The organism is Fischerella thermalis PCC 7521, assembly GCF_000317225.1.
Taxonomy (GTDB): domain Bacteria; phylum Cyanobacteriota; class Cyanobacteriia; order Cyanobacteriales; family Nostocaceae; genus Fischerella; species Fischerella thermalis.
Genome location: NZ_AJLL01000034.1, coordinates 13,705 through 35,472 on the forward strand (window position 1 = coordinate 13,705; position 21,768 = coordinate 35,472).

The following is a 21,768-nucleotide window of genomic DNA, read 5'->3' on the forward strand; positions in this document are numbered from 1 at the left end:
TTAAAGCCCCAAATAATCCTGGATATACTGATTTACTAATTCTGGTTGTTCCTGCTGTACCCAGTGGCTACAATCGGGAATATATTTAATTTGTAAATCTCTCACATAAGCTTCTGTACCGTAAGTGAGTTCTTTTCCCAATGCAGTATCTTTTTCACCCCAAATCATTAATGTTGGAACTTCTAAGATTCCCCAACTTTTATTAAACATTTTATCTTGAAAAATATTCCGGTAATAATTCAACATTGCTGTCAATGCTCCGCGTTTGGCAGCAGCATTTTTATAAGCTTCAATATCAGCTTGACTAAAAGCATTTTTATTCACAGCCATGCCTTTAAAAGCATTTTCAAGTAGTTGATAATCCAACGATTGCATCAATAATTCTGGTAGCCAGGGCAGTTGGAATAAAAACATGTAAGAACTTTTGAGTAATTGTCCGGGTGTACGTAACCCTTCACTAAACTTAGCTGGATGAGGGATATTTAATATAATTAATCGCTCTACCATTTCTGGATGAGCATAAGCAAAACACCAAGCGATCGCACCACCCCAATCATGACCAACCAAAATACACTTTTCGTATTCTAATCCCTTAATTAAGCCCTGAATGTCTTTCATAAATTCATCCATTACATAGGCAGATTTCTCTTGAGGTTTTTCGCTGTCATTGTACCCACGCAAATCTACAGCCACAACTTTAAAATATTTGGCAAATTCTGGAATTTGATGCCGCCACGAATACCAAAACTCAGGAAAGCCATGCAGCATCAACATCAATGCTCCTTCTCCTTGAGTGACATAATGCAGCTTAATTCCATTAGTAGTAATATAATCGTGCTTCCAGCTAGTCTCTATCACAGATATGACTCCTAAAAAATAGTTATTAAATTGCAGTTATTACTAATTATTTCAATTCACCAATAGTGAATTTTTCAACTAAAAATCTCAAAACAACAATCAAATCGTCTAAATATAATAATATCTCGACTAAATTTAAAACTAACTATATTTCATCTAGTGTAACATAATGTTCTTGATTAAGTAAACATCTTAAAATGCAAACTAAAATCTATCTTTCCTTAGCGCTCTTGGCATCTTGGCGGTTCGTTAAAACAGCAAAAATCTGATTTTATCAGCAACTATATTAAACTAATAAATCAACCACTTAAAAATATGCAATTCTCCTTGAGATGGATAAAAAACATAGCTATATCCTGCTAGAAACATAGCTATGAATATATTCAAAAACTATGACACAGCAACTCATACACCATCTAGCAGCGAATTAAGTAGAAGGCAGACGCAAAAGGATCCCGATGGAACTCGTTTCACCGCTAGGCATGAAACAACCTCACAAGAACAACCCCTTTCCTTTGCTTATTGCCTATTCCTTGTTACCTATTCCCTGTTCACTATTCCCCATTCCCTAAGATGACTATCATTGAAACTCGAGGCGTTTGGCTGACTACTACCGATAGCGAGGTTCTTCGTTCTCAAGAACGCATTGCTTCAGCAATGGACTTTTTAGCCGAGACAGGGTTTAATGTTGTCTTTCCAGTTGTCTGGGGTAAGGGAGCAACGCTATACCCTAGTCAGGTTATGCAACAGACTTTTGGTATAGAAATAGACCCATCATTTCTGGGACGTGATCCGCTAGCAGAAGTAGTTGCTGTTGCGCATCGAGTGGGTTTAAAAGTCATCCCTTGGTTTGAATACGGATTTGCTAGTTCCTACAACATGAATGGGGGACAACTGTTAGCAAAAAAACCAGAATGGGCTGCCCGTGATTGCAAGGGTAATTTACTCAAAAAGAACGGCTTTGAGTGGTTGAACTCTCTCAACCCAGAAGTTCAGAATTTTATGTTGAGTTTGATACTAGAAGTTGCGCGAAATTACGAGGTTGATGGTATTCAAGGTGATGACCGCTTGCCCGCATTACCTTGTGAAGGCGGTTATGATCAAATTACTGTAGAACGTTATCGCCAGCAGGTTGGTAAGCATCCCCCACAAAATTACAAAGACTATCAGTGGTTAAAGTGGCGTGCTGACATTCTCACAGAATTTCTTGCCCGTTTGTATCAATCAGTCAAAGCCATAAATCCCAATTTAATAGTATCAATGGCTCCTAATATTCCTGGCTGGGGATTTCAAGAGTATCTGCAAGACTCGCGGACTTGGTTGGAACGAGGGTTAGTAGATATTTTGCATCCACAGATATATCGTCGTAACATCTTTAGTTATCGATGTACACTTGAGCAGCTGCTTCACAAGGAATTAGCAGGTATAGAATTAGCAAGATTAGCGCCAGGAATTTTAATGAAAATTGGTTCCTATCAAATCAGTGGTAACGAACTTGTACAGGCAATTGAGTTTAATCGTGCTTGTGGTATTTCAGGAGAAGTATTCTTTTTCTACGAAGGTTTACGAGAAAATAATAATGCTCTAGCGAAGGTGTTACAAAGAGGCCCTTATGCTCAAGCAGCGACTTTCCCCTCTGTTGCGGATTTGAATAGATTAAGTGAAAATCGAATAGGATTATCTTCTATTTGGCAAAGATTAATAAGACTTTTTCACACTATTTTTTAGAGGTTATAGGCGTGGATTATAAAACGCAAATTGTTCAAGTTATAGAAACTCTTAAACGCGATTTACCCACACTTTTTGTCAAGGATATTTCCTACAATATTTATACACAAGATATATATTTTAAAGACCCTGTTAATAAATTTAAAGGTAAAATAAATTATCGCATCATTTTTTGGACTTTGCGTTTTCACGCCCGCTTATTTTTCACAGATATTCATTTCGATTTACACGATGTTTATCAGTCAGCTGAAGATATCATCACAGCAACATGGACTGTGCGTGGTGTATTACGTGTTCCTTGGCAAGCACACATATTGTTTAATGGATATTCTACCTATAAACTCAACCAAGATGGTTTGATATATGAACATATCGACACTTGGGATCGAAAACCTGGGGAAATTTTACAGCAGTTTTTTCGCAAGGGAAAAGCCCATAAATAATGTGTTCGTAATCAGCGCTTTAGCGCTTCTTTAAAAACTCAAGAAACAAAAAATTACCTCTGGCTGTCTTTAGGGGCAAGAGGTATAAATGGCGTATCTATCCGAAATAATTGGAGGGGACTGGTAGTTAGTGTTATTGCCATTGCCTAACCTCGGTAAACAAGTACAAACTAACTTCCTGTCAATCAGGCTCTATAATTATGCGAATTTCTTCTGCTGCAATTTTTACTTTAGCTACTTTAGCCACTGGCAATGTGACTCAGCAAGCAACAGCTGCGCCTGCCAATAATTCTACTCAAAATCAAAAAACAGCAAATGTAGTAATACCAGTAACTGAAGTTACACCTGCACAGGTAAATACGATCGCATCACCGGAAACAGTTGTCGTTTCCCAATTTTCCCAAAACAAAGACACAGCTAAAGAAGTTACTGACAGTAACTTAATTGTGACTGCGACAGATGTACAAATTGTTGGTGCAACACCAGAATTGCAGCAGATTGTGAGCAAGATTATCAAAACTCAAGTTGGTGGCGAAACTAGCCAAACTCAATTACAAAAAGATGTGGCGGCAATTTTAGACACTGGTTTATTTGCTAATGCCAGCGTTAATAGCAGCAGTACCAAAGCAGGATTCAATGTAGTTTATCAAGTGCAACCTGTCGTAGTGCGATCGCTACAATTTTCTGGTGCAAAAGCCCTTAACTATCAGCAAGCCTTAAAACCATTTCAATCTCAAATCGGGAAGCCAATTAGCCCTGCAAACTTGCAGCAAGCAGTACAGCAAATCAATCAATGGTACGCTGACAGCGGTTACAAAGTAGCCCGGGTATTATCAATCACACCTAGTCGTGAAGGAATTTTAACTGTCGATGTCGCAGAAGGATTAGTAGGTGATATTAAGTTTCGTTTTGTCAACGACCAAGGTCAAACAGTAGATGAACAAGGTAAACCAATAGCAGGGCGGACGAAAACAGATTTTCTTCGACAACAAATAAAACTTAAGCCTGGTGAACTTTTCCAAGAAAATTTAGTTAAACAAGACTTACAAAATTTATATAAATTAGGACTATTTGACAGCGTCAATGTCGCCCTAGAAGGCGATGCAAACAAGCTAGACGTCATTTACCAACTCCAGGAACGGGGCGCACGTTCTGTAAATGTCGGGGGCAATTATAACGCTGACCAAGGTTTAGTAGGTAGTCTTTCCTTTCAAGACCAAAACGTCGGTGGTGTGAACAACTCTTTTGGCGCTAATCTACAAATAGGCGCCCGTGACCTCCAGTTTAATACTAAGTTTACTAACCCCTATCGCAGCAATAACCCTGATGCCCTTGGTTACAGTGTAGGTGCTTTCCGTAATCGGGAGTTGTCAAATACCTTTGATGATGAAATTAAATTAGCCAATGGCGATAAAGTCCGGGAAGGACAATTTGGTGGTAGTTTAACATTCCAGCGACCAATTGAAGGCTGGGATACCAGCTTAGGATTTAATTACAGCCGTACTAGCATCCGCGATAGCGACGGTAAAATTACCCCTGTAGATGCCCAAGGTAATCCTTTATCTTTTAGTGGTACAGGCATTGACGACTTGACAACTGTATCTTTTACTGCTGTCAAAGACAATCGCGATAATCCCGCTAACCCAACTCAAGGATCTGTTTTAGGTTTGAAAACAGAACAATCAATTCCCATTGGTCAGGGTGAAATTTCGATGAATCGCCTGGAGGCGAACTATAGTCAATTTGTGCCAATTAAATTATTTGACTCTCAACAGCCACAGGTATTTGCTGTGAATTTGCAAGCTGGAACCGTGATTGGTGATTTGCCACCCTATCAAACATTTAACTTGGGCGGGCCAAATTCTGTACGTGGTTATGATTCTGGCCAGCTTGGTAGTGGTCGGAGTTACGTATTAGCTTCAGCAGAATACCGCTTTCCTGTGTGGCAAAATTTCGGTGGCGTTGTGTTTGGTGACTTCGCTTCTGATTTGGGTTCTGGTGACACTGTACTTGGCAACCCGGCGGGAGTGCGTGGTAAACCAGGTATTGGTTTTGGTTATGGGGCAGGTATACGCTTTAATTCACCCTTAGGCTTAATTCGTGCTGACTACGGTATCAATGACCAAGGTGAAGGTAAATTTCACTTTGGTATCGGTCAGCGTTTTTGATTTTTAAGGGATTGGGGACAAGGAGGACAAGGGGGGACAAGGGGGAATTGGTTACTATGTTATTCTCCTCACACTGTCCACCACCCCATTGCCCCTAATTCCCACCAGGGGCTCCGAGTTCCCCATCTCCAACCCCCGATTCTGATCGAGATTTTCAGTTTCGGATTTTAGATTATTAGGATAATATTTGACGCTAATCTAAAATCTAAAAATGGATGCCCAGATCTAAATCTCAAATCCCACATCAAAACACTATGCTAGCTGGTACAAAATTGCAGGGTGGAAAGTATACCTTAGACCAGGAAATTGGTCGGGGTGGCTTTGGCATTACTTTCAAAGCTACTCATCACTTTTTAAACCATGTAGTAGTGATTAAAACCCTGAATGAAAAGCTAAGACAACATCCTGATTTTGCCAAGTTTGAGCGTCAGTTTCAGGATGAGGCCAGGCGCTTGGCTACATGTGTCCACCCCAATATTGTCCGGGTCAGCGACTTTTTTGTCGAGAATGGGCTGCCATACATGGTGATGGAGTACATTCCAGGTGAAACTTTAGGGGAAGCATACGTTTTACCAGGAATTCCTCTACCAGAGGCGACAGCAATTCATTATATTCGGCAAATCGGGGCTGCTTTACAAGTAGTGCATCAAAATGGTCTGCTGCACCGAGATGTCAAACCTGATAATATAATTCTCCGCCAAGGAACTCAGGAAGTAGTACTGATTGATTTTGGTATTGCCCGCGAATTTAATAGTGGGGTGAGGCAGACTCATACAGGTATGGTGTCTGAAGGTTATTCACCAATTGAACAATATTTATCGCAAGCACCACGCACACCTGCAACGGATGTTTACGGCTTAGCAGCGACGTTATATTCATTTTTGACAGGGCAAGTACCCATGCCCGCATTATTGCGCGATCGCGAACAAATGCCCACACCCCGCGAATTGCAACCCCATTTAAGTGCAGCAGTGAATCAAGCTGTGATGCGCGGTATGGCAATTGAAGCCAAGTTCCGCCCCCAAACAGTGGCAGAATGGTTGAAGCTACTACCAGGAGAAGGAATAAATCAGATACCAGTGCCCGTGGTTACGCAAACAGTGCCAACTATTGATTTATCTGCCCAGTTGCACCAAGAAAACTTACCTAAACAAAAAATAGCCAATCAAAAAATTTTTTTATCACTGTTTGCCAAGCTTAATTCTGCTAGTAAAAAACTGCGATCGCCAAAGTTACTTTTGGGTAGTGGTGTAGCTGTGATTGCTGCCACAGCAGGTTTCAGTATAACCACCATGTTTAACAAGCCACAGCAACCAACTCCTAAACCAGTTTTTCAACAACCTAATCAAACTACTTCAGCCGAAATACAATCCACCGATACACCCTCGCCGACACCCTCTGAGACTTCCGTCAGCTCTGCGCCCGTCTCTACTACTTCCAGGCGACGCAGCAAGCGTAATCGGCGTTATCCCCAACCAGAAACTTCAAATCGGAACTCCACAGAAGAATCAACTAGAAATAATTCTCAAACTGAGGATTTACAACAGGGGCAATCTTCAGAACAAGTATCATCACCCACCACGCCCAGTACTTCTTCTTCACCATCTCTAGTGGAAAAACTGCGAGAAATACGTAACTCTCGTCAAAATTCTCCTTCTCCATCTCCAGTAAATCAGTTAGTACCACCACCATCTTCAGTTAAAATCAAGCTTTCTCCACCACCGCCATCAACAAATGATTCTAGTTCAGTTGTTGTGCCAATCTTGCCCAACAGAGGGTCAAAACAGTCAAATCCCCCAGAGGTAGTAGTTCCAACCCAGGAAGTCAAGCAAAATTTTAACTTTGATAGTCAATCAGGACAAAAGCCACAAAAGGAAGTTAAACAAGAAAATAGTGAGGAAACGACACAAACTGACGATAATTAGTTCTCGACCATATTAATTTTGACGGGTGAATCGGATGTTCAATTTCTCTTGTTTTGTTTTTACTTCCTGGTCTACCCTGCGGGTACTCTACCTTAAGCCTATAAGCGCGTCTAGGTGACCGGAAGCGGAGCTACTGCGTTGGACGGGTTTCCCGGCTTGTAGCACGTGGCGTCCAAGACTGCGACCCCTTCACCGCTGTTGCGTCTAATGCGTCCATTGTGGTTCGTTACTTTACCCATCAAATTGAGGTTAACTCACCTGAGTTGCACCTCGCCCTGAGTACGTCTTGAACTGATTCAACCCTCATAGCCCAAGTCCGTTAAAACGGACTCAAATGTATATCCAGTAAGCTTTAGCTTACTTGAGCTTTGAGACTCGTGATCTGAGTACTTACTAGGGAACAGCGATCGCACTCGCGCAATTCTTAGCCGCCTTGCAGATCATAAAAATTCTTATCCCTTCAGCCTTATCAACAACAAAGGACGCTCAAAAAATTTAACCTGTGGCTGTAGAGAAGCTCAAATATAAAATATAGTACTATGTTCAATTGACAGCATCATATTCGTTCCAGAAGCAGTGGATTTAAAAGCGGGTGAATATAGAGCCTCTGGAAGAACAGCCAAAATAATTTTTGCACAAGCAAAGCAGTTGATCAGCTTGTTTGACCGTGATTTTGCTGAGTTTGGCTAAGACTCAGTGTAAATTTGCACACAATACTTTGTGGTAGTAAGTTACTTGCTATCACTTTGTTGTTATCCAATTGCAAAGCGCGGAATTTGAGATATGAGCAATAGAAAAGAAAGTGAAAGTAACGGAAAAGCCCATGAAAGGAATATTGGTGAGAAATTTACTCCTTTAGGAGGCGGAGAATATATGGAAGAAAGTTCAGGTAATCCGGTGGAGAGGGAAGAAATCGTGAAAGAAGATAAAGACGAAAAGGGTAATGGCTCTGGTAAAAGTAAGTCCTAACTAACTGAATATTTATCCCCACGCCTAATCTTAGCCCTTGTGGGGGTAATACAAAAAGACTGCTTGAGAGGCAACTATGGAAGAAGAATTCACTCAAAGGTATCAAATCATCAATTCATCTGAGGAGCTAAAAAAAATACCTACTAGACAATCTTATACTAGACCACTTCATATAGTGACATATTGGAGAAAAGATAATGATTTTTTAATTGAAAAAACTACATTAACTTTAGGAAAATCTTTGAAGCAATCAGAAATTGAAGCAGCGAAATTGATGCATGATGCTGTTGAAGAACATTTTGGATTAACAAGAAAAGAAATTTTTAGCATATTATTAGAGCTTTATGGCGGACAACAGGGTTACTATGTTGTTGATTTAAAAAATCGCCAATACTTCTACTATAAAAACTACGAAGATATGATAGTAAAGCTGGAAGAATTAGGCTGTAAACCTGTTGATTACTAACGTAATGTAATTTTTTCTCTACATGGGCAATGTTTTGGTAATGAGTAATGAGAAATAAAAAAACTACCAAAAGTTGTCACGAATTAACTTGAATCACCAATTTTCCAAAGTGAGCCGCACTTTGCAAGAATTTTTCTGGCAGGTGAGTTGACCGTAAATCCAGTCTTAAAAGAAAATGCCAGCGACGCGATCGCCTACTTTAACTCGTGTCACACCTTCTGCCAATGCTACGACTTCACCCGCACCATCAGGCATGGGAATGAGTCGATTTTAAATTTTGACTGTGGAATAAATCTAACATCCAAAATCGAATGACTTGGATAGATGCATCCTGAAGGCATGATGATTTCCTATCAAAGCTTGATGTTTTACTTTTTGGGAGTACTTGGCTGGCGGCTAGTGCGGAAAGTCACATTCACACCTTCATTGGACTGTTCTAGAACCAGTAAAGGCGTCGGTTTAGCCTTCTGATCCCAATGCATATAAGCAACTCGACCTTGAATGGTAGGTTGCCAGTTATCCTCCTCATCTGCGGGCCCGAGATAATTTTCAATACAGTCAATAATCTGGCTAATCGTGGCTGAAGTTGCTTGTGTTGGTAACTTCATCAGGCGAATTTGAATGCGAAATAGCACTCGCTTAGTAATATTTGGTGGAGTACCAGTCTCATACTCAACATCAAAGATTTCATCGACTTGGCGTCCTGTACTGCTGGCAATTCCCACTACTCCTTGTTGGGCTTGATTGGGTCTTAGTGCTTGAGAAATTTTATCCTTAACTTTGATTTTAATTTGATTGAGGATTGCAAAATGAAAAACCTCCTCTGACATGCGCATCCGCAGATAATCTAGGTTAAATTCCCGTGAGTTAATCAAGTCAGGGTTAGTTTCCATTTTGCGAATCGTGTCCAAAGCGAGTTTAAACTTTTTGTCTAGTTCTTGCGTGCGGAATTTTTCAAACTTAAGCTTTTTCTGTAGCTGATTCATTTGGATTTTGCCATAGACAATTAAAGCAATCACAACTAGGGCTAATCCTCCACAAGTAGCTACTAATAATGGTGGTGTTTGTGGATCGCTAGCGGCGGCTTGTTGAGATTGAGATACGTTTTTAGTTTTTGTCCCAGAAGATTGGGCAATAAACATAGAAGTTGACATGGTAAGCAAACATTAATGCTGGACTCCTGATGTATAGGATGCCCAAATCCTGGATGTCATTTTGCGGTATTAATGGTATTTTTTATTGGAAGTGGTTAGTAGTGGATAATTATTTCTCTACTCCCTCACTTCCCCTACTCCCCATCTCCCCAATCCCCTATGTCCAAACTCCTGACCTTATCTCAAATTTCATTAGGCGATCGCTTCAGTAATATTCGTCTAGTTGCGACAGATATGGATGGGACTTTGACTGTGGCAGGTAAGTTTACCAGCCAACTTTTGCAAGCTTTTGAGAATTTAGCAATGACTGGAATCAAAGTGCTGATTGTGACTGGACGTAGTGGCGGTTGGGTAAGTGGACTGGCAGCTTATTTACCAATTGTCGGGGCTATAGCCGAGAATGGTGGTTTGTTCTATCCAGGCGACAGCGAAAAACCCGTAGTCCTAACACCCATTGCTGATTTAGTTACTCATCGTCAGCAATTAGCTGTGGCTTTTGCAAAATTACAAACCGAATTTCCCCATCTGCAAGAATCATCAGATAATCGTTTCCGTATTACTGACTGGACGTTTGATGTTGCGGGATTAAGTACAGAGGAAATCCGCACCTTAAGCAATCTTTGTCAACAAATGGGTTGGGGATTTACTTACAGCAGTGTGCAGTGTCACATCAAACCTTGGGGACAAGATAAAGCAGCTGGGTTATTGCAAGTGTTGCAAAAGTACCTTCCCCAATTTGCACCCCAAGAAATCATGACTGTTGGTGATAGTCCCAATGATGAAAATTTATTTGATGACCGTTGTTTTCCTATTTCTGTGGGTGTCGCTAATGTATTGGAGTATGCACAACAGTTGCAGTATCAGCCTGTTTATGTCACCACGGCTGCGGAAGGCGAAGGATTTTGTGAATTGATACAATATTTGATTTCGCCTTCATCTATATAAGGCTTATAAAATGTGCAAGTTAGGAGCGTAGAATAGTTCGTCAAACTCCTCAAGCTAAGGGCGATCGCTTGACTCCAAACTCTGCAATCCAATGGCAATCTTACTGTGCTTCTCAATTTGTCCCATCACTTGTTTTGCTCGTTGAATTACCACCCCAGGTAAACCCGCCAATCTTCCTGCTTCAATACCGTAAGACTTATCCGCACCCCCAGGCTGCACCTGATGCAAAAAGATAATTTGGTCTGGTAACTCCTTCACCGTCACCTGATAATTAGCCACATTCGGTAACAGTGACGCCAACTCATTCAACTCATGATAATGGGTCGCAAAAATCGTCCGCGCCCCAATCTCCGCCGCTAAATATTCCGCCACCGCCCAAGCGATCGCCAGCCCGTCAAAAGTTGCCGTCCCCCGCCCAATCTCATCCAACAACACCAGCGATCGCGACGTAGCATGATTGAGAATATTCGCCGTCTCATTCATCTCCACCATAAACGTAGATTGGCCCGTCGCCAAATCATCCACCGCACCCACACGGGTAAAAATGCGATCGCACACACTCAACTTCGCATACCTAGCAGGCACAAAACTACCAATTTGCGCCATCAACTGAATTAACCCCACCTGTCTCAAATAACAACTCTTACCACTCGCATTCGGACCCGTAAGGATAATCAAATCCGGAGAAACCCTCTCCTCCTCTTCTTCCTTGGCGTCCTTGGCGTCATGGCGGTTCATTCCTCCTAATTGCGTAGAATTCGGCACAAAAAACCCCATTGGTAAAGACTGTTCCACCACTGGATGACGCCCATCCACAACATAAATCTCTCGTCCCTCCACCATTTCGGGGCGACAGTAACCTTGATAAACAGCCAACTCCGCCAAACCACATAACACATCCACCGCCGCCACAGCCCGCGAAAGATTGCGAATCACCTCCGCCTGCGCCGCTACCTCCTCCCGTAACGCCACGAAAATTTCATACTCCATCTGGTTCAAATCATCCCGCGCCGTTAGAATCCGGGCTTCCCGTTCCTTCAACTCTGGAGTAATGTAACGTTCTTCATTCGTCAAAGTTTGCTTGCGTATATAATTTGACGGTACTTGGTCAACTTTAGCCCGGGAAATACTGATGTAATAACCAAAAGTTTTATTAAATCCCACCTTCAGCGTTTGAATACCCGTCCTCGCCCGTTCCTCAACCTCCAAATTTGCAATCCATTTTTGGTCTTCTTCCACTAAAGCCCGTCTTGCATCTAACTGGGGATTAACTCCCTGACGAATCAATCCACCTTCTTTAATATGTATTGGTGGTGACTCCACAATATAACTACGAATTTTTTGTCCTAACTCCTCCAAGCCAGGAGGTACCTTCTGTAAGGCTTTGAGGAAAGGAGAAGCAGTATCCATCACTAGTAGCGCTAATTCCGGCAACTTGGATACAGAGTCTGCCAAAGCCACCAAATCTTTGGCATTGGCTCTACCAGAACCAGCCCTTCCTGTCAACCGTTCCAAGTCATAAATTTGCCGTAACAACTGCCGCAAATCTTGACGCAGAGGTGTATTTTCTACCAATTCTTGAATTGTATCTTGCCGCGCCCGGATACCTTTGATATCAAGTAGCGGTTGTAATAACCAGCGTCTTAAAGCCCGACTACCCATCGCCGTAGAAGTTCTATCCAAAGCCCACAGTAAGGAGCCGTGAAAACTACCATCGCGGACAGTTTGCGTAATTTCCAGGTTACGGCGAGTTTGATGATCTACAATCATGTAGTCAGTGATTGTATAGGTGCGAAGCAGTTGTAGTGGGATAGAATTTTCTTTTTGTGTATCTTCCAAATATTCTAAAAGACCACCAGCCGCCCGGACTGCTAGGGGGAGGTGTTCGCAACCCAAACCTTCGAGCGATCGCACTTTAAATTTCTGCAATAATCTAGATCTCGCTTCCCCGGCTGAAAAAGGTAGTTGCGATCGCAGTGCATAACAAAACGCTGGTGGTAAACATTCCGGTAAATGGTCAGACTTTTCTCCTGGACGCAGTAAACTTCCCAAATCAGGTGCATTCGTAGGAACTAATACTTCCGCAGGCTGCAACCGCATTAATTCTTGCGTCAAATGTTCACTGCTGCTACCTTGGGTAGTGAGGAATTCCCCAGTAGAAATATCTGCATAAGCCAAACCCCAATGCTCCCCAGCAATTACCACAGCCGCCAGATAATTATTGCGACTGGCTTTCAACATTCCTTCTTCTAGGAGAGTACCGGGAGTGAGAATCCGCGTCACTTCTCGCCGTACCAATCTACCAACAGCTTCCGCAGCATCTTCAACTTGATCGCAAATTACCACCGCATACCCTTTTTCTACCAACACAGTAGCGTGACGTTCCCAAGCGTGATGTGGGACACCACTCATTGATACCCTTCCCACTTCTCCTACTGGCTTACTCGTGAGGTAGAGTTCTAATTCCTGCGCCAGAATTACAGCATCTTCAAAGTAACATTCAAAAAAGTCTCCCACCCGATACAGCAACACCGCATGGGGATACTTCTCCTTCGTTTCCACATAATGCTGAAACATTTGAGTCAGCTTACTGCGATCCACCAGTCGATGGTCAGTAATAAATGTGTTCGCATTGTTGCTAGCGTTTGGCTGGGATGCAGAGTAAGAAGCGGTCATGGACGTTTAGGGATACACATTTTTGACATGCCAATAACCGATGATAGCGCGTCATCAGCGCTACCAAGAAATTGCTCAAGGTTTATTTATTTTTTCTTCATCAAGGGATTGGGGATTAGGGACAAGTTTTGTAGGATGCGTTATTTATGGACGGAACGTCCTAACGCACCGAAAACCACTCCTTTTGATGCTTATCCTCTAAGCTTAATTAAACTAACATTTTTGTTTAACAATTCTTGTGGTTGTCGAAGTGGGATATATGCTCTACTTCGTTCCCCTGTACTCCATTCTGATGTAGGTGGGTCGAATCGAACATAATCCAATGTTGTAATAACTTGAACTCCCTCTGAGTCAAAATATTGAACATTGAAGAAGTCTGAGGTAGCAGATCCCTGTTTTGCTTCGACAGAAAAAGCTATTGCACCGCCTTCCCACAAAGTATTCTGAAATTTATCTGGAAGCGATTCTTTTTTTAGTACTCTAATATTCCAAATTTTAAAGTTATCTGGCAAAGAACCAAAATCAACTTTAATTTGCCTCCCTTGACACATAAGATATTCACTTTCATAATATTCACAACTATTGTTAGACCTCAATCTTGTAGGTGGTAAAAACTCAGTAATAGATGTTGATACTTTTGGAGTAGGTGTTGTTTCTTCTACTGAGGTTCCTCTTTCAGTATTTGCTAGATTTGTTGGTATTACTGGTGGATTTAATGTTCCAGGGTTCGGTGTATTTGTTGGTGGCTGTCCTATTCTTATTGTTGACATTGGTGTAGGTTCAGGTTTTGATTTACTGATATCTTGGAGTATTGAAATTACATTTGGAATCAGCCATATTGCAGTTGGAGTTCCTACCAGCAATAAAACAGCACCAATCTCCCAAAACTTAGTTTTTGATTGTTTCGGTCTGGTAGTCTTATTAGTACTACTAACATTCCTACCTAAAACTTGCTGCGATGACTGAAATTGCTGGTTTTGATGTGAGCTAGGCGAAACTCTTCTAGAATTGGGAATTGGAGTAGGAATAAGTGCTTGCAATGCTTCTGATGCATTCTGATAACGCTGACTAAAATGGTCGCTCACCATTACACTGAGAACATCTGCAAGGCGATCGCTTACTTGTGCATAGTTACGCCAGATAATTTCACCAGTATTAGGATCTTCAGACAGTTGATAAGGTTGCATCCCTGTGAGAGCTTGAATACCAATTATTCCCACTGCGTAGATATCACTGGCTAATTTGGGTTTACCCTTAGCTTGCTCACTTGGTATATATCCTGGAGAACCAATTCCCGCTGTTAAACTGGTTTGTCCCTGATGGTTGACTGTTAAAACACTAATTTGTTTGACTGCACCAAAATCAATTAACACTAATTTTCCATCTTTTTGCCGTCGTCTGATATTCGCAGGTTTAATATCACGATGAATAACATTTTGTTAATGAACTACTGTTAAAAATTCTAAAATTTCTTGTAAGAGTTTCACAGTTTTTTGTTCGCTCCAGGGTTGACCAAAAATGATTTCTTGACTTAAATCATGTCCATCAATAAATTCTTCAACTAGAAAAAATCATCACCTTCCTCAAAATGTGCGTAGAGACGTGGTATCTGATCATGTTCGCCAAGGTGATAAAGAGTTTCTGCTTCTCTTTCAAACAAAGCTTTAGCGATAGGGAAAACTTCTGGTCTGGGGTCTTTAGGCTTGAGTTGCTTGACAACACAGGGGTGATTATTGGGTAAAGCCAGGTCAATAGCTTTGTAGGTGTCTCCAAAACCACCACTACCCAATGTTGAAGTAATTTTGTAGCGATTGAGAAGAATTTTACCAATAAACATAATGTTTATAGGGATGTGCCATGTAAAGTGTTAACCACCCTAAAAACTTATTTAACTAATTATTAACCTTTGATAACAAACAGTATCAAAATAGACTGTTTCCTAGTTAAATGTAACACTAACATGCTTGCAAAAGTTTTAAGCTAATTCATTTGAGCAAAACAATTTAAATATGAGACGGCGTAAGTTTATAGTCTATGGTTCCGCCTCCTTGGGAGGAAGCTTGATATTAAAGGGTTGTGCCAACAATTCTTCAACTAATACCGCAGAAAGTCCAGCCTCAGGTACATCACCAGCGGCTTCTCCTGTTAGTGCTGCTGCTAATGGAAACACAATTAAAGTCGGAATTTTACATTCCTTAAGCGGCACAATGGCTATTAGTGAAAAAAGCGTTGTTGATGCCGAAAAACTAGCAATTAAAGAAATAAACGCTGCTGGAGGAGTCTTAGGCAAAAAAATTGAAGCAATTGTCGAAGATGGTGCTTCCAACTGGGATACCTTTAGGGAAAAAGCCACAAAACTAATTGATCAAGATAAAGTTGCAGTCGTTTTTGGTTGTTGGACTTCTGCTAGCCGCAAGAATGTCAAGCCAGTATTTGAAAGCAAAAACCATATGCTTTGGTATCCAGTGCAGTACGAAGGACAAGAGTGTTCTCAAAACATTTTCTACACTGGCGCTGCTCCCAATCAACAAATAGAACCTGCTGTTGACTGGCTACTCAAAAATAAAGGCAAAGAATTCTTCTTAGTAGGTTCCGACTACGTTTTCCCGCGAACAGCGAACACAATTATTAAAGCGCAGTTACAAGCTCAAGGCGGTAAAACAGTCGGCGAGGATTACTTACCACTAGGTAACACAGAAGTAACGCCCATTATCACTAAAATTAAACAAACTTTACCTAACGGTGGCGTAATTTTCAACACCCTGAATGGTGATAGCAACGTCGCATTCTTCAAACAATTGCAAGGTGCGGGATTAACCCCAGATAAATATCCCACCATGTCTGTAAGTATTGCAGAAGAAGAAGTCAAAGCGATCGGTGTAGATTACCTTAAAGGACACTACGCCGCTTGGAACTACTTCATGACAGTTGATACTCCCGAAAATAAGAAATTTGTTGAAGCTTTTAAAAAAGAATATGGAAATGATCGCGTCACAAATGACCCGATGGAAGCAGCCTATATCGGAGTTTATTTGTGGAAACAAGCAGTAGAAAAAGCCAAGACTACCGATATCGCCAAAGTACGCGCCGCAGCCTACGGTCAGACCTTGAATGCTCCCGAAGGTAAAGTCACAATGGAAGCTAATCATCACATATCAAAAATAGTGCGAATTGGTGAAGTGAGAGATGATGGTTTATTTAATATTGTCTATGCTACTCCCGCACCAGTGGAACCAATTCCTTGGAATCAGTTTGTCAAAGAAACTAAGGGATTTGCTTGTGATTGGTCAGATCCAAACAAAGGTGGTAAATACAAAGTTTAACCGATGAATTTTCCTTGGTGTCTTAGTGTCTTGGTGGTTGAAACACAAAGACGCAAAGACACTAAGAAGATTAAATTGGATTAATAGCTGCTTGGGGGAAATGTGTTAGCAGGGTTTTTAGATGCCATATTTAATGGCATTAGTATTGGTGCTGTTTTGCTAATTGCAGCACTAGGTCTTGCCATTGTTTTTGGACTGATGGGTGTCATTAATATGGCCCATGGCGAGTTGATGATGTTGGGAGCATACACTACATTTGTGGTGCAAAATTTTAGCAAACAACTCGGTGGATTATGGTTTGAAAGTTATATATTTTTTGCTCTGATTTTTGCATTTTTAATCACAGCAATTGTTGGATTATTTCTAGAACAGGGTGTGGTGCGTTATCTCTACAATCGTCCCCTAGAAACTCTGTTGGCAACTTGGGGTGTGAGTTTGATTTTGCAGCAGTTTGTTCGCAGTGTAAATTGGGTTTTGGTAATTGGTGTTGCTCTATTTTGTCTATTATTTTTTGGTGGTTTATGGATTTTGAATTCCCGCGCCAATTTTGGACGGGTGCGGAATTGGATTGTGACTGTAATTTTGCTACTTTCTTTGGGGGTGACAATCGCAGTCAGTAATTTTTTAAGTGCGACTTATCAATTAGCTGTTACTCAACCTTGGTTTGGGGCGCAAAATGTCGATGTGACTCCACCTGGTTGGCTACGAGGTGGTATGTCTTTGGGTGGCGTGCAATTACCTTTTGCTAGGTTATTTATTATTGCTTTGACTGTGATTTGTGTGGTGGGTATTTACCTATTTTTGCAGCGTTCTAATTGGGGATTAAGGATTCGCGCAGTGACACAAAATCGCAGCATGAGTGCTTGTTTGGGTATCCCGACACAGAAAGTTGATGCGATGACATTTGCACTGGGTTCGGGATTAGCTGGTGTGGCTGGGTGTGCGATTAGTTTACTCGGTTCTGTGGGGCCAAATACAGGACAAAATTATATTATTGATACTTTTATGGTTGTGGTTGTGGGTGGTGTGGGAAACCTGGTAGGTAGTATTGTGGCTGCGTTGGCGATTGGGACGGTAAATTTTTTGATCGGTTCTGGGACTTTGGCTTTGTTGTTGACTCCTGTTCAGCCTTTGGCAGATTTGTTTACGTTTTTTGCGACAACGAGTATGGCGAGGGTAATGGTGTTTGCATTAATTATTGCGTTTTTACAGTGGAAGCCTGCTGGTATTTTTCCACAGAAGGGTCGTACTGTTGATGTTTAGGTTGAAACAAACCGCCAAGACGCCAAGGACGCCAAGGACGCCAAGTTATGAGAAGGAATAGAAAAAGGCTGATTTTATTTGAGGTGGGGGTGGTGGTGGCGATCGCACTCATCCTGATTTTGATTATGCCTGTTGTTTTGTCTAGCTTTCGGCTGAATTTGCTGGGACGATTTTTATCGCTGGCAATTGTGGCTTTAGGTATAGATTTAATTTGGGGTTATACGGGGTTGTTGAGTTTGGGACATGGGATTTTCTTTGGCTTGGGTGGATATGCGATCGCTATGTACCTGAAACTGCAAGTTCCCCAAGGTGAGTTACCTGATTTTATGGGATTGTACGGGGTGACGGAATTACCCTGGTTTTGGCAACCTTTTTATTCGTTTCCTGTTGCGGTTGTTGCTGTGGTAGTGATTCCCGCAGTATTGGCGGGTTTATTAGGATATTTGGTGTTTCGTAACCGCATCAAGGGAGTATATTTTTCGATTTTGACGCAAGCGGCGACAATTGTTTTTTTCAATTTTTTTAATGGTCAACAAAAATTATTTAATGGTACGAATGGGTTGATAGATTTTACAACTTTATTTGGTGCGACGGTTAGTGATACAAAAACCCAGTTTGTTTTCTACATTCTCACAATATTGTTTCTTGTTGCTACCTATGCTCTTTGTCGCTGGCTAACAAGTGGACGTTTCGGTAGGTTGCTTATCGCAATTCGTGATGATGAAAGTCGAGTGCGTTTTTCTGGTTACAATCCTACAGAGTTTAAAGTATTAGTTTTTGCTATTTCAGGAGCAATAGCCGGAATCGCCGGAGCATTTTACACTCTGCAAAGTGGTTCTGTATCACCAAGAGCAATGGATATTGCTTTTTCGATTGAAATGGTAATTTGGGTTGCAGTCGGGGGACGCGCCACTTTAGTAGGAGCAATTTTAGGCGCTTTACTTGTTAACTATGCTCGTGTTTTCTTGAGCGAACAATTTTCTGAAATCTGGCTATTTTTTCAGGGGGCGCTATTCTTAATTGTCGTCACAGTCCTACCGGATGGTATAGTTGGATGGCTGCGTCAGCAAAAATTTTCTCTTTTACAACGTCCTGCTCAAATTGCCACTTATCCCAGTTTAGAACAAGACCCCGAAGTGCAGCATGAACGCCAAAATCTTGGAAACTGAAAACCTCACTGTTACTTTTGATGGGTTTCAGGCATTAAATCAGTTGAACTTTAGCATGGATGTGGGAGAATTACGAGTAGTAATTGGCCCGAATGGTGCTGGTAAAACAACCTTTCTTGATGTGATTACAGGTAAGGTGCAACCAACAAAGGGACGAGTTTTATTTAAAGGTAAAAATCTCCGTTTTCTCAAAGAACATCAAATCGCCCGTTTAGGAATTGGTCGCAAATTTCAAACACCTCGAATATACCTTAATTTAACACCTCGTGAAAATTTGGAACTTGCTAGCAACCGCAATAAAAATGTATTTTTGACTTTGTTCGGACATCCTAGTAATGCGGAAAAAAATAGCATCAAAGGATTACTAGAAACAATTGGTTTAAGAAATAAAGCAGATATTCCAGCAGGTTTACTTTCTCATGGCGAAAAACAACGTTTAGAAATAGGGATGTTGGTAGCACAGTCTCCTGATTTATTACTCGTTGATGAACCTGTGGCTGGGTTAACTGATGAAGAAACTTATAATGTCGGGGAATTACTTTTGGCGTTAGCACAGAATCATTCAATTTTAGTGATTGAACATGATATGGAGTTTGTGCGCCAAATAGCCAGAAAAGTTACAGTTCTCCATCAAGGTTCCGTGCTGTGTGAAGGTAGTATCGAAGAAGTGCAAAATGATCCCCGCGTGATTGAAGTTTATTTAGGACAACCGCAAGATAGTTAATAGGGTTTGATATGAATGTAAGCGTTGACAACAGTCGTGTTTTTTAGTCGAACACAGATGAACACAGATACACACGGATAGCTTATCGGTGTTCATCTGTGTGCATCTGTGTTCGTTTCTTCTTCCTATAAATACAAAATTATGTTGCAAATATCTAACCTTGATGTCTTCTACGGCGAAAGTCACATTCTTCGTAATGTCGATCTGAGTGTTCCAGATGGACAAATGGTTTGTCTCATCGGACGTAATGGTGTAGGGAAAACTACTCTCCTCAAAACAATTGTGGGTTTACTCAAACACCGTAGCGGTAAAATTGCCTTGAATGAAACAATTATAAATTCCAAGTCTCCCGATCAAAGAGCAAAAATGGGAATTGGTTATGTCCCCCAAGGACGGGAAATCATACCGCGTTTAACGGTGAAAGAAAATCTGTTATTGGGTTTAGAAGCGAGAAAAAAACCAGCGAAAAATCAAGAAATACCCGAAGAAATTTTAACGCTATTTCCTGTGTTGAAAACTATGCTTTCCCGTATGGGTGGTGATTTGAGTGGTGGACAGCAACAACAATTAGCGATCGCACGTGCTTTAATGGGACAACCCCAATTACTTTTATTAGACGAACCCACAGAAGGAATTCAACCCTCGATTATTCTAGAAATTGAAGCCGCAATCCGCCGGATTGTCGCAACTACAGGTATTTCTGTTTTATTAGTAGAACAACACCTACACTTTGTCCGCCAAGCCGATTACTATTACGCTATGCAAAAAGGTGGTATTGTCGCCTCTGGTTCTACCAGCGAACTCAGTCAGGAAGTAATTCAAAGGTTTTTGGCTGTCTGAATTTCGGAACTATATTTAACATCCTCGTTGGTTGCGGGAGTGAATTTCCCTTCACGCCAATTATCGCCAACACTTTTGATAAAACTTCCTAAAGGAATAGCAACTAAAAGTCCTAATAATCCTCCTAATTTTGCACCTATCAATAAAGAAATTACCACCCAAACAGGGTTTAAACCAGTTAAGTTACTCAGAATGCGAGGCGCAACAAAATTGTAGTTAAATTGGTCGATCGCTACTGCTACAATTAAAACTTCTACTCCTAACCAAAAATTACTTAATGCGACTAAAGAACTGACTATAGTAATACCTATCCCTGTCCCAAAAGGAAACAAAGCAAAAAAACCAATTACTAATCCAAAAAGTAAACTCAAAGGAACTCGCAGCGCCAAAAAAGCTAGAGTAATCCCTGATGCCAAAATAGTAGCTAATGTTACCTGACCGATAAAATAATTTTGAAAATCTTCTCGTAATGAGTGACGCACTTGTAAGCCAACATGAGATGGAAACCACAGAAAGATACCATCCCACAAGCGCTCTCCATTTAAAACTAAGTAGAAAGTCAGTACTACTGTTAACAAAACATTAACTAAGCTACCAATAGTATCTAAAGCAAAGCCTAATATCCTACCCGTAAAATTTTGAATTTGATTGGATATTCTGTCGAGAATTTGAGGTATTAAACCACTTAAATGAACTGGTAATTGTTCAGTTGTTGCCCAATTTTGTAAAGCTTGTAGTTGTTGGCTACCAGAATCTATCCATGTCGGCAAAATATTAGCAAGTTCGTTGAGTTGTTGTATAATCAGCGGTACTAAAGTAATACCTACAGCTACTAATATTAGTACAGCCAACAGTAGTACTCCAGCAATAGCAAGATTACGTTTCACCCCTCTTCCTTGCACAAATCGAATTGGATAATCCAGAATAAAAGCTAATAAAATAGCAGCAACAACAATGCTGACTAAAGGTTGAAAATAATTAATTACCTGAAGCAAAACCCAACCATTGAGAATGATCAAGGGAAATGCTAAGGCTATATTTAACCATCGCGGAAGTTGATTTGCTGACATTGGGAATTGTTATATTAGTTGTTGGTTGTTAGTGGCTAATGACTTAC

General features: G+C 41.0%; 18 protein-coding genes and 1 pseudogene. 12 read left to right on the top strand and 7 right to left on the bottom strand.

Going from position 1 to position 21,768, the window contains the following annotated elements:
• On the bottom strand, positions 1 to 864 hold the full coding sequence (locus UYK_RS0107995) for an alpha/beta fold hydrolase (protein WP_026086401.1): 864 nt from the start codon (positions 862 to 864) through the stop codon (positions 1 to 3).
• Positions 865 to 1,431: 567 nt separating this feature from the next.
• On the opposite strand from UYK_RS0107995, the gene UYK_RS0108000 reads away from it, so the two are divergent.
• The 6 genes from UYK_RS0108000 (at position 1,432) to UYK_RS0108030 (ending at position 8,557) form a co-directional block, all read left to right on the top strand.
• Positions 1,432 to 2,586 (top strand): glycoside hydrolase family 10-like protein, encoded by a 1,155-nt coding sequence (locus UYK_RS0108000; RefSeq protein ID WP_009460285.1) that lies wholly within the window; start codon positions 1,432 to 1,434, stop codon positions 2,584 to 2,586.
• An 11-nt stretch (positions 2,587 to 2,597) separates the two neighbouring features.
• A complete protein-coding gene (locus UYK_RS0108005) occupies positions 2,598 to 3,029 on the top strand; it encodes a C6orf136 family protein (protein ID WP_009460286.1) in 432 nt (143 codons plus the stop codon).
• A gap of 200 nt (positions 3,030 to 3,229) precedes the next feature.
• Positions 3,230 to 5,197: a BamA/OMP85 family outer membrane protein gene (locus tag UYK_RS0108010; protein WP_009460287.1), complete on the top strand. Its 1,968-nt coding sequence runs from the start codon at positions 3,230 to 3,232 to the stop codon at positions 5,195 to 5,197.
• Positions 5,198 to 5,451: 254 nt separating this feature from the next.
• Entirely contained in the window at positions 5,452 to 7,122 is a 1,671-nt protein-coding gene (locus tag UYK_RS0108015; RefSeq protein ID WP_009460288.1) for a serine/threonine protein kinase, read from the top strand.
• A gap of 783 nt (positions 7,123 to 7,905) precedes the next feature.
• Positions 7,906 to 8,091: a hypothetical protein gene (locus tag UYK_RS0108025; RefSeq protein ID WP_009460289.1), complete on the top strand. Its 186-nt coding sequence runs from the start codon at positions 7,906 to 7,908 to the stop codon at positions 8,089 to 8,091.
• Positions 8,092 to 8,167: 76 nt separating this feature from the next.
• On the top strand, positions 8,168 to 8,557 hold the full coding sequence (locus tag UYK_RS0108030) for a hypothetical protein (RefSeq protein ID WP_009460290.1): 390 nt from the start codon (positions 8,168 to 8,170) through the stop codon (positions 8,555 to 8,557).
• Positions 8,558 to 8,725: 168 nt separating this feature from the next.
• Here the strand turns inward: UYK_RS0108030 and UYK_RS27755 are convergent.
• Both UYK_RS27755 and UYK_RS0108040 read right to left on the bottom strand, forming a co-directional pair.
• Positions 8,726 to 8,821 (bottom strand): annotated as a pseudogene (locus UYK_RS27755) (alcohol dehydrogenase catalytic domain-containing protein); the annotation flags it as partial.
• A gap of 104 nt (positions 8,822 to 8,925) precedes the next feature.
• Positions 8,926 to 9,711 (bottom strand): hypothetical protein, encoded by a 786-nt coding sequence (locus tag UYK_RS0108040; protein WP_026086402.1) that lies wholly within the window; start codon positions 9,709 to 9,711, stop codon positions 8,926 to 8,928.
• Positions 9,712 to 9,870: 159 nt separating this feature from the next.
• Between UYK_RS0108040 and UYK_RS0108045 the strand changes: the two genes are divergently transcribed.
• A complete protein-coding gene (locus UYK_RS0108045; protein WP_009460292.1) occupies positions 9,871 to 10,656 on the top strand; it encodes an HAD family hydrolase in 786 nt (261 codons plus the stop codon).
• Positions 10,657 to 10,710: 54 nt separating this feature from the next.
• Here the strand turns inward: UYK_RS0108045 and mutS are convergent, their stop codons facing one another.
• From mutS to UYK_RS27185, 3 genes are all read right to left on the bottom strand, one after another.
• Positions 10,711 to 13,332 (bottom strand): DNA mismatch repair protein MutS, encoded by a 2,622-nt coding sequence (gene mutS / locus UYK_RS0108050; protein ID WP_009460293.1) that lies wholly within the window; start codon positions 13,330 to 13,332, stop codon positions 10,711 to 10,713.
• A 191-nt stretch (positions 13,333 to 13,523) separates the two neighbouring features.
• The gene (locus tag UYK_RS24655; protein ID WP_308412312.1) at positions 13,524 to 14,762 is read right to left on the bottom strand and encodes a protein kinase domain-containing protein; all 1,239 of its coding nucleotides are present in this window, start codon (positions 14,760 to 14,762) and stop codon (positions 13,524 to 13,526) included.
• A gap of 131 nt (positions 14,763 to 14,893) precedes the next feature.
• On the bottom strand, positions 14,894 to 15,169 hold the full coding sequence (locus tag UYK_RS27185) for a serine/threonine protein kinase (protein WP_009460295.1): 276 nt from the start codon (positions 15,167 to 15,169) through the stop codon (positions 14,894 to 14,896).
• A 172-nt stretch (positions 15,170 to 15,341) separates the two neighbouring features.
• Here UYK_RS27185 and urtA point away from each other — a divergent pair, with 172 nt between their 5' ends.
• The 5 genes from urtA to urtE all read left to right on the top strand — a co-directional run bounded on the left by urtA (position 15,342) and on the right by urtE (position 20,651).
• Complete coding sequence (gene urtA / locus UYK_RS0108060; RefSeq protein WP_009460296.1) at positions 15,342 to 16,655, top strand: urea ABC transporter substrate-binding protein; 1,314 nt, start codon at positions 15,342 to 15,344, stop codon at positions 16,653 to 16,655.
• Between the two features lie 102 nt (positions 16,656 to 16,757).
• Positions 16,758 to 17,918: an ABC transporter permease subunit gene (locus tag UYK_RS0108065; protein ID WP_016871226.1), complete on the top strand. Its 1,161-nt coding sequence runs from the start codon at positions 16,758 to 16,760 to the stop codon at positions 17,916 to 17,918.
• Positions 17,919 to 17,965: 47 nt separating this feature from the next.
• The gene (gene urtC / locus UYK_RS0108070) at positions 17,966 to 19,087 is read left to right on the top strand and encodes an urea ABC transporter permease subunit UrtC (protein ID WP_009460298.1); all 1,122 of its coding nucleotides are present in this window, start codon (positions 17,966 to 17,968) and stop codon (positions 19,085 to 19,087) included.
• Complete coding sequence (gene urtD, locus UYK_RS0108075) at positions 19,062 to 19,811, top strand: urea ABC transporter ATP-binding protein UrtD (RefSeq protein WP_009460299.1); 750 nt, start codon at positions 19,062 to 19,064, stop codon at positions 19,809 to 19,811. Before urtC ends, urtD begins: the two co-directional genes overlap by 26 nt.
• A gap of 141 nt (positions 19,812 to 19,952) precedes the next feature.
• Entirely contained in the window at positions 19,953 to 20,651 is a 699-nt protein-coding gene (gene urtE / locus UYK_RS0108080; RefSeq protein ID WP_009460300.1) for an urea ABC transporter ATP-binding subunit UrtE, read from the top strand.
• Here the strand turns inward: urtE and UYK_RS0108085 are convergent.
• The gene (locus UYK_RS0108085; RefSeq protein WP_009460301.1) at positions 20,630 to 21,721 is read right to left on the bottom strand and encodes an AI-2E family transporter; all 1,092 of its coding nucleotides are present in this window, start codon (positions 21,719 to 21,721) and stop codon (positions 20,630 to 20,632) included. The two genes, urtE and UYK_RS0108085, sit on opposite strands and share 22 nt — an antisense overlap.
• Positions 21,722 to 21,768 lie beyond the last annotated feature (47 nt).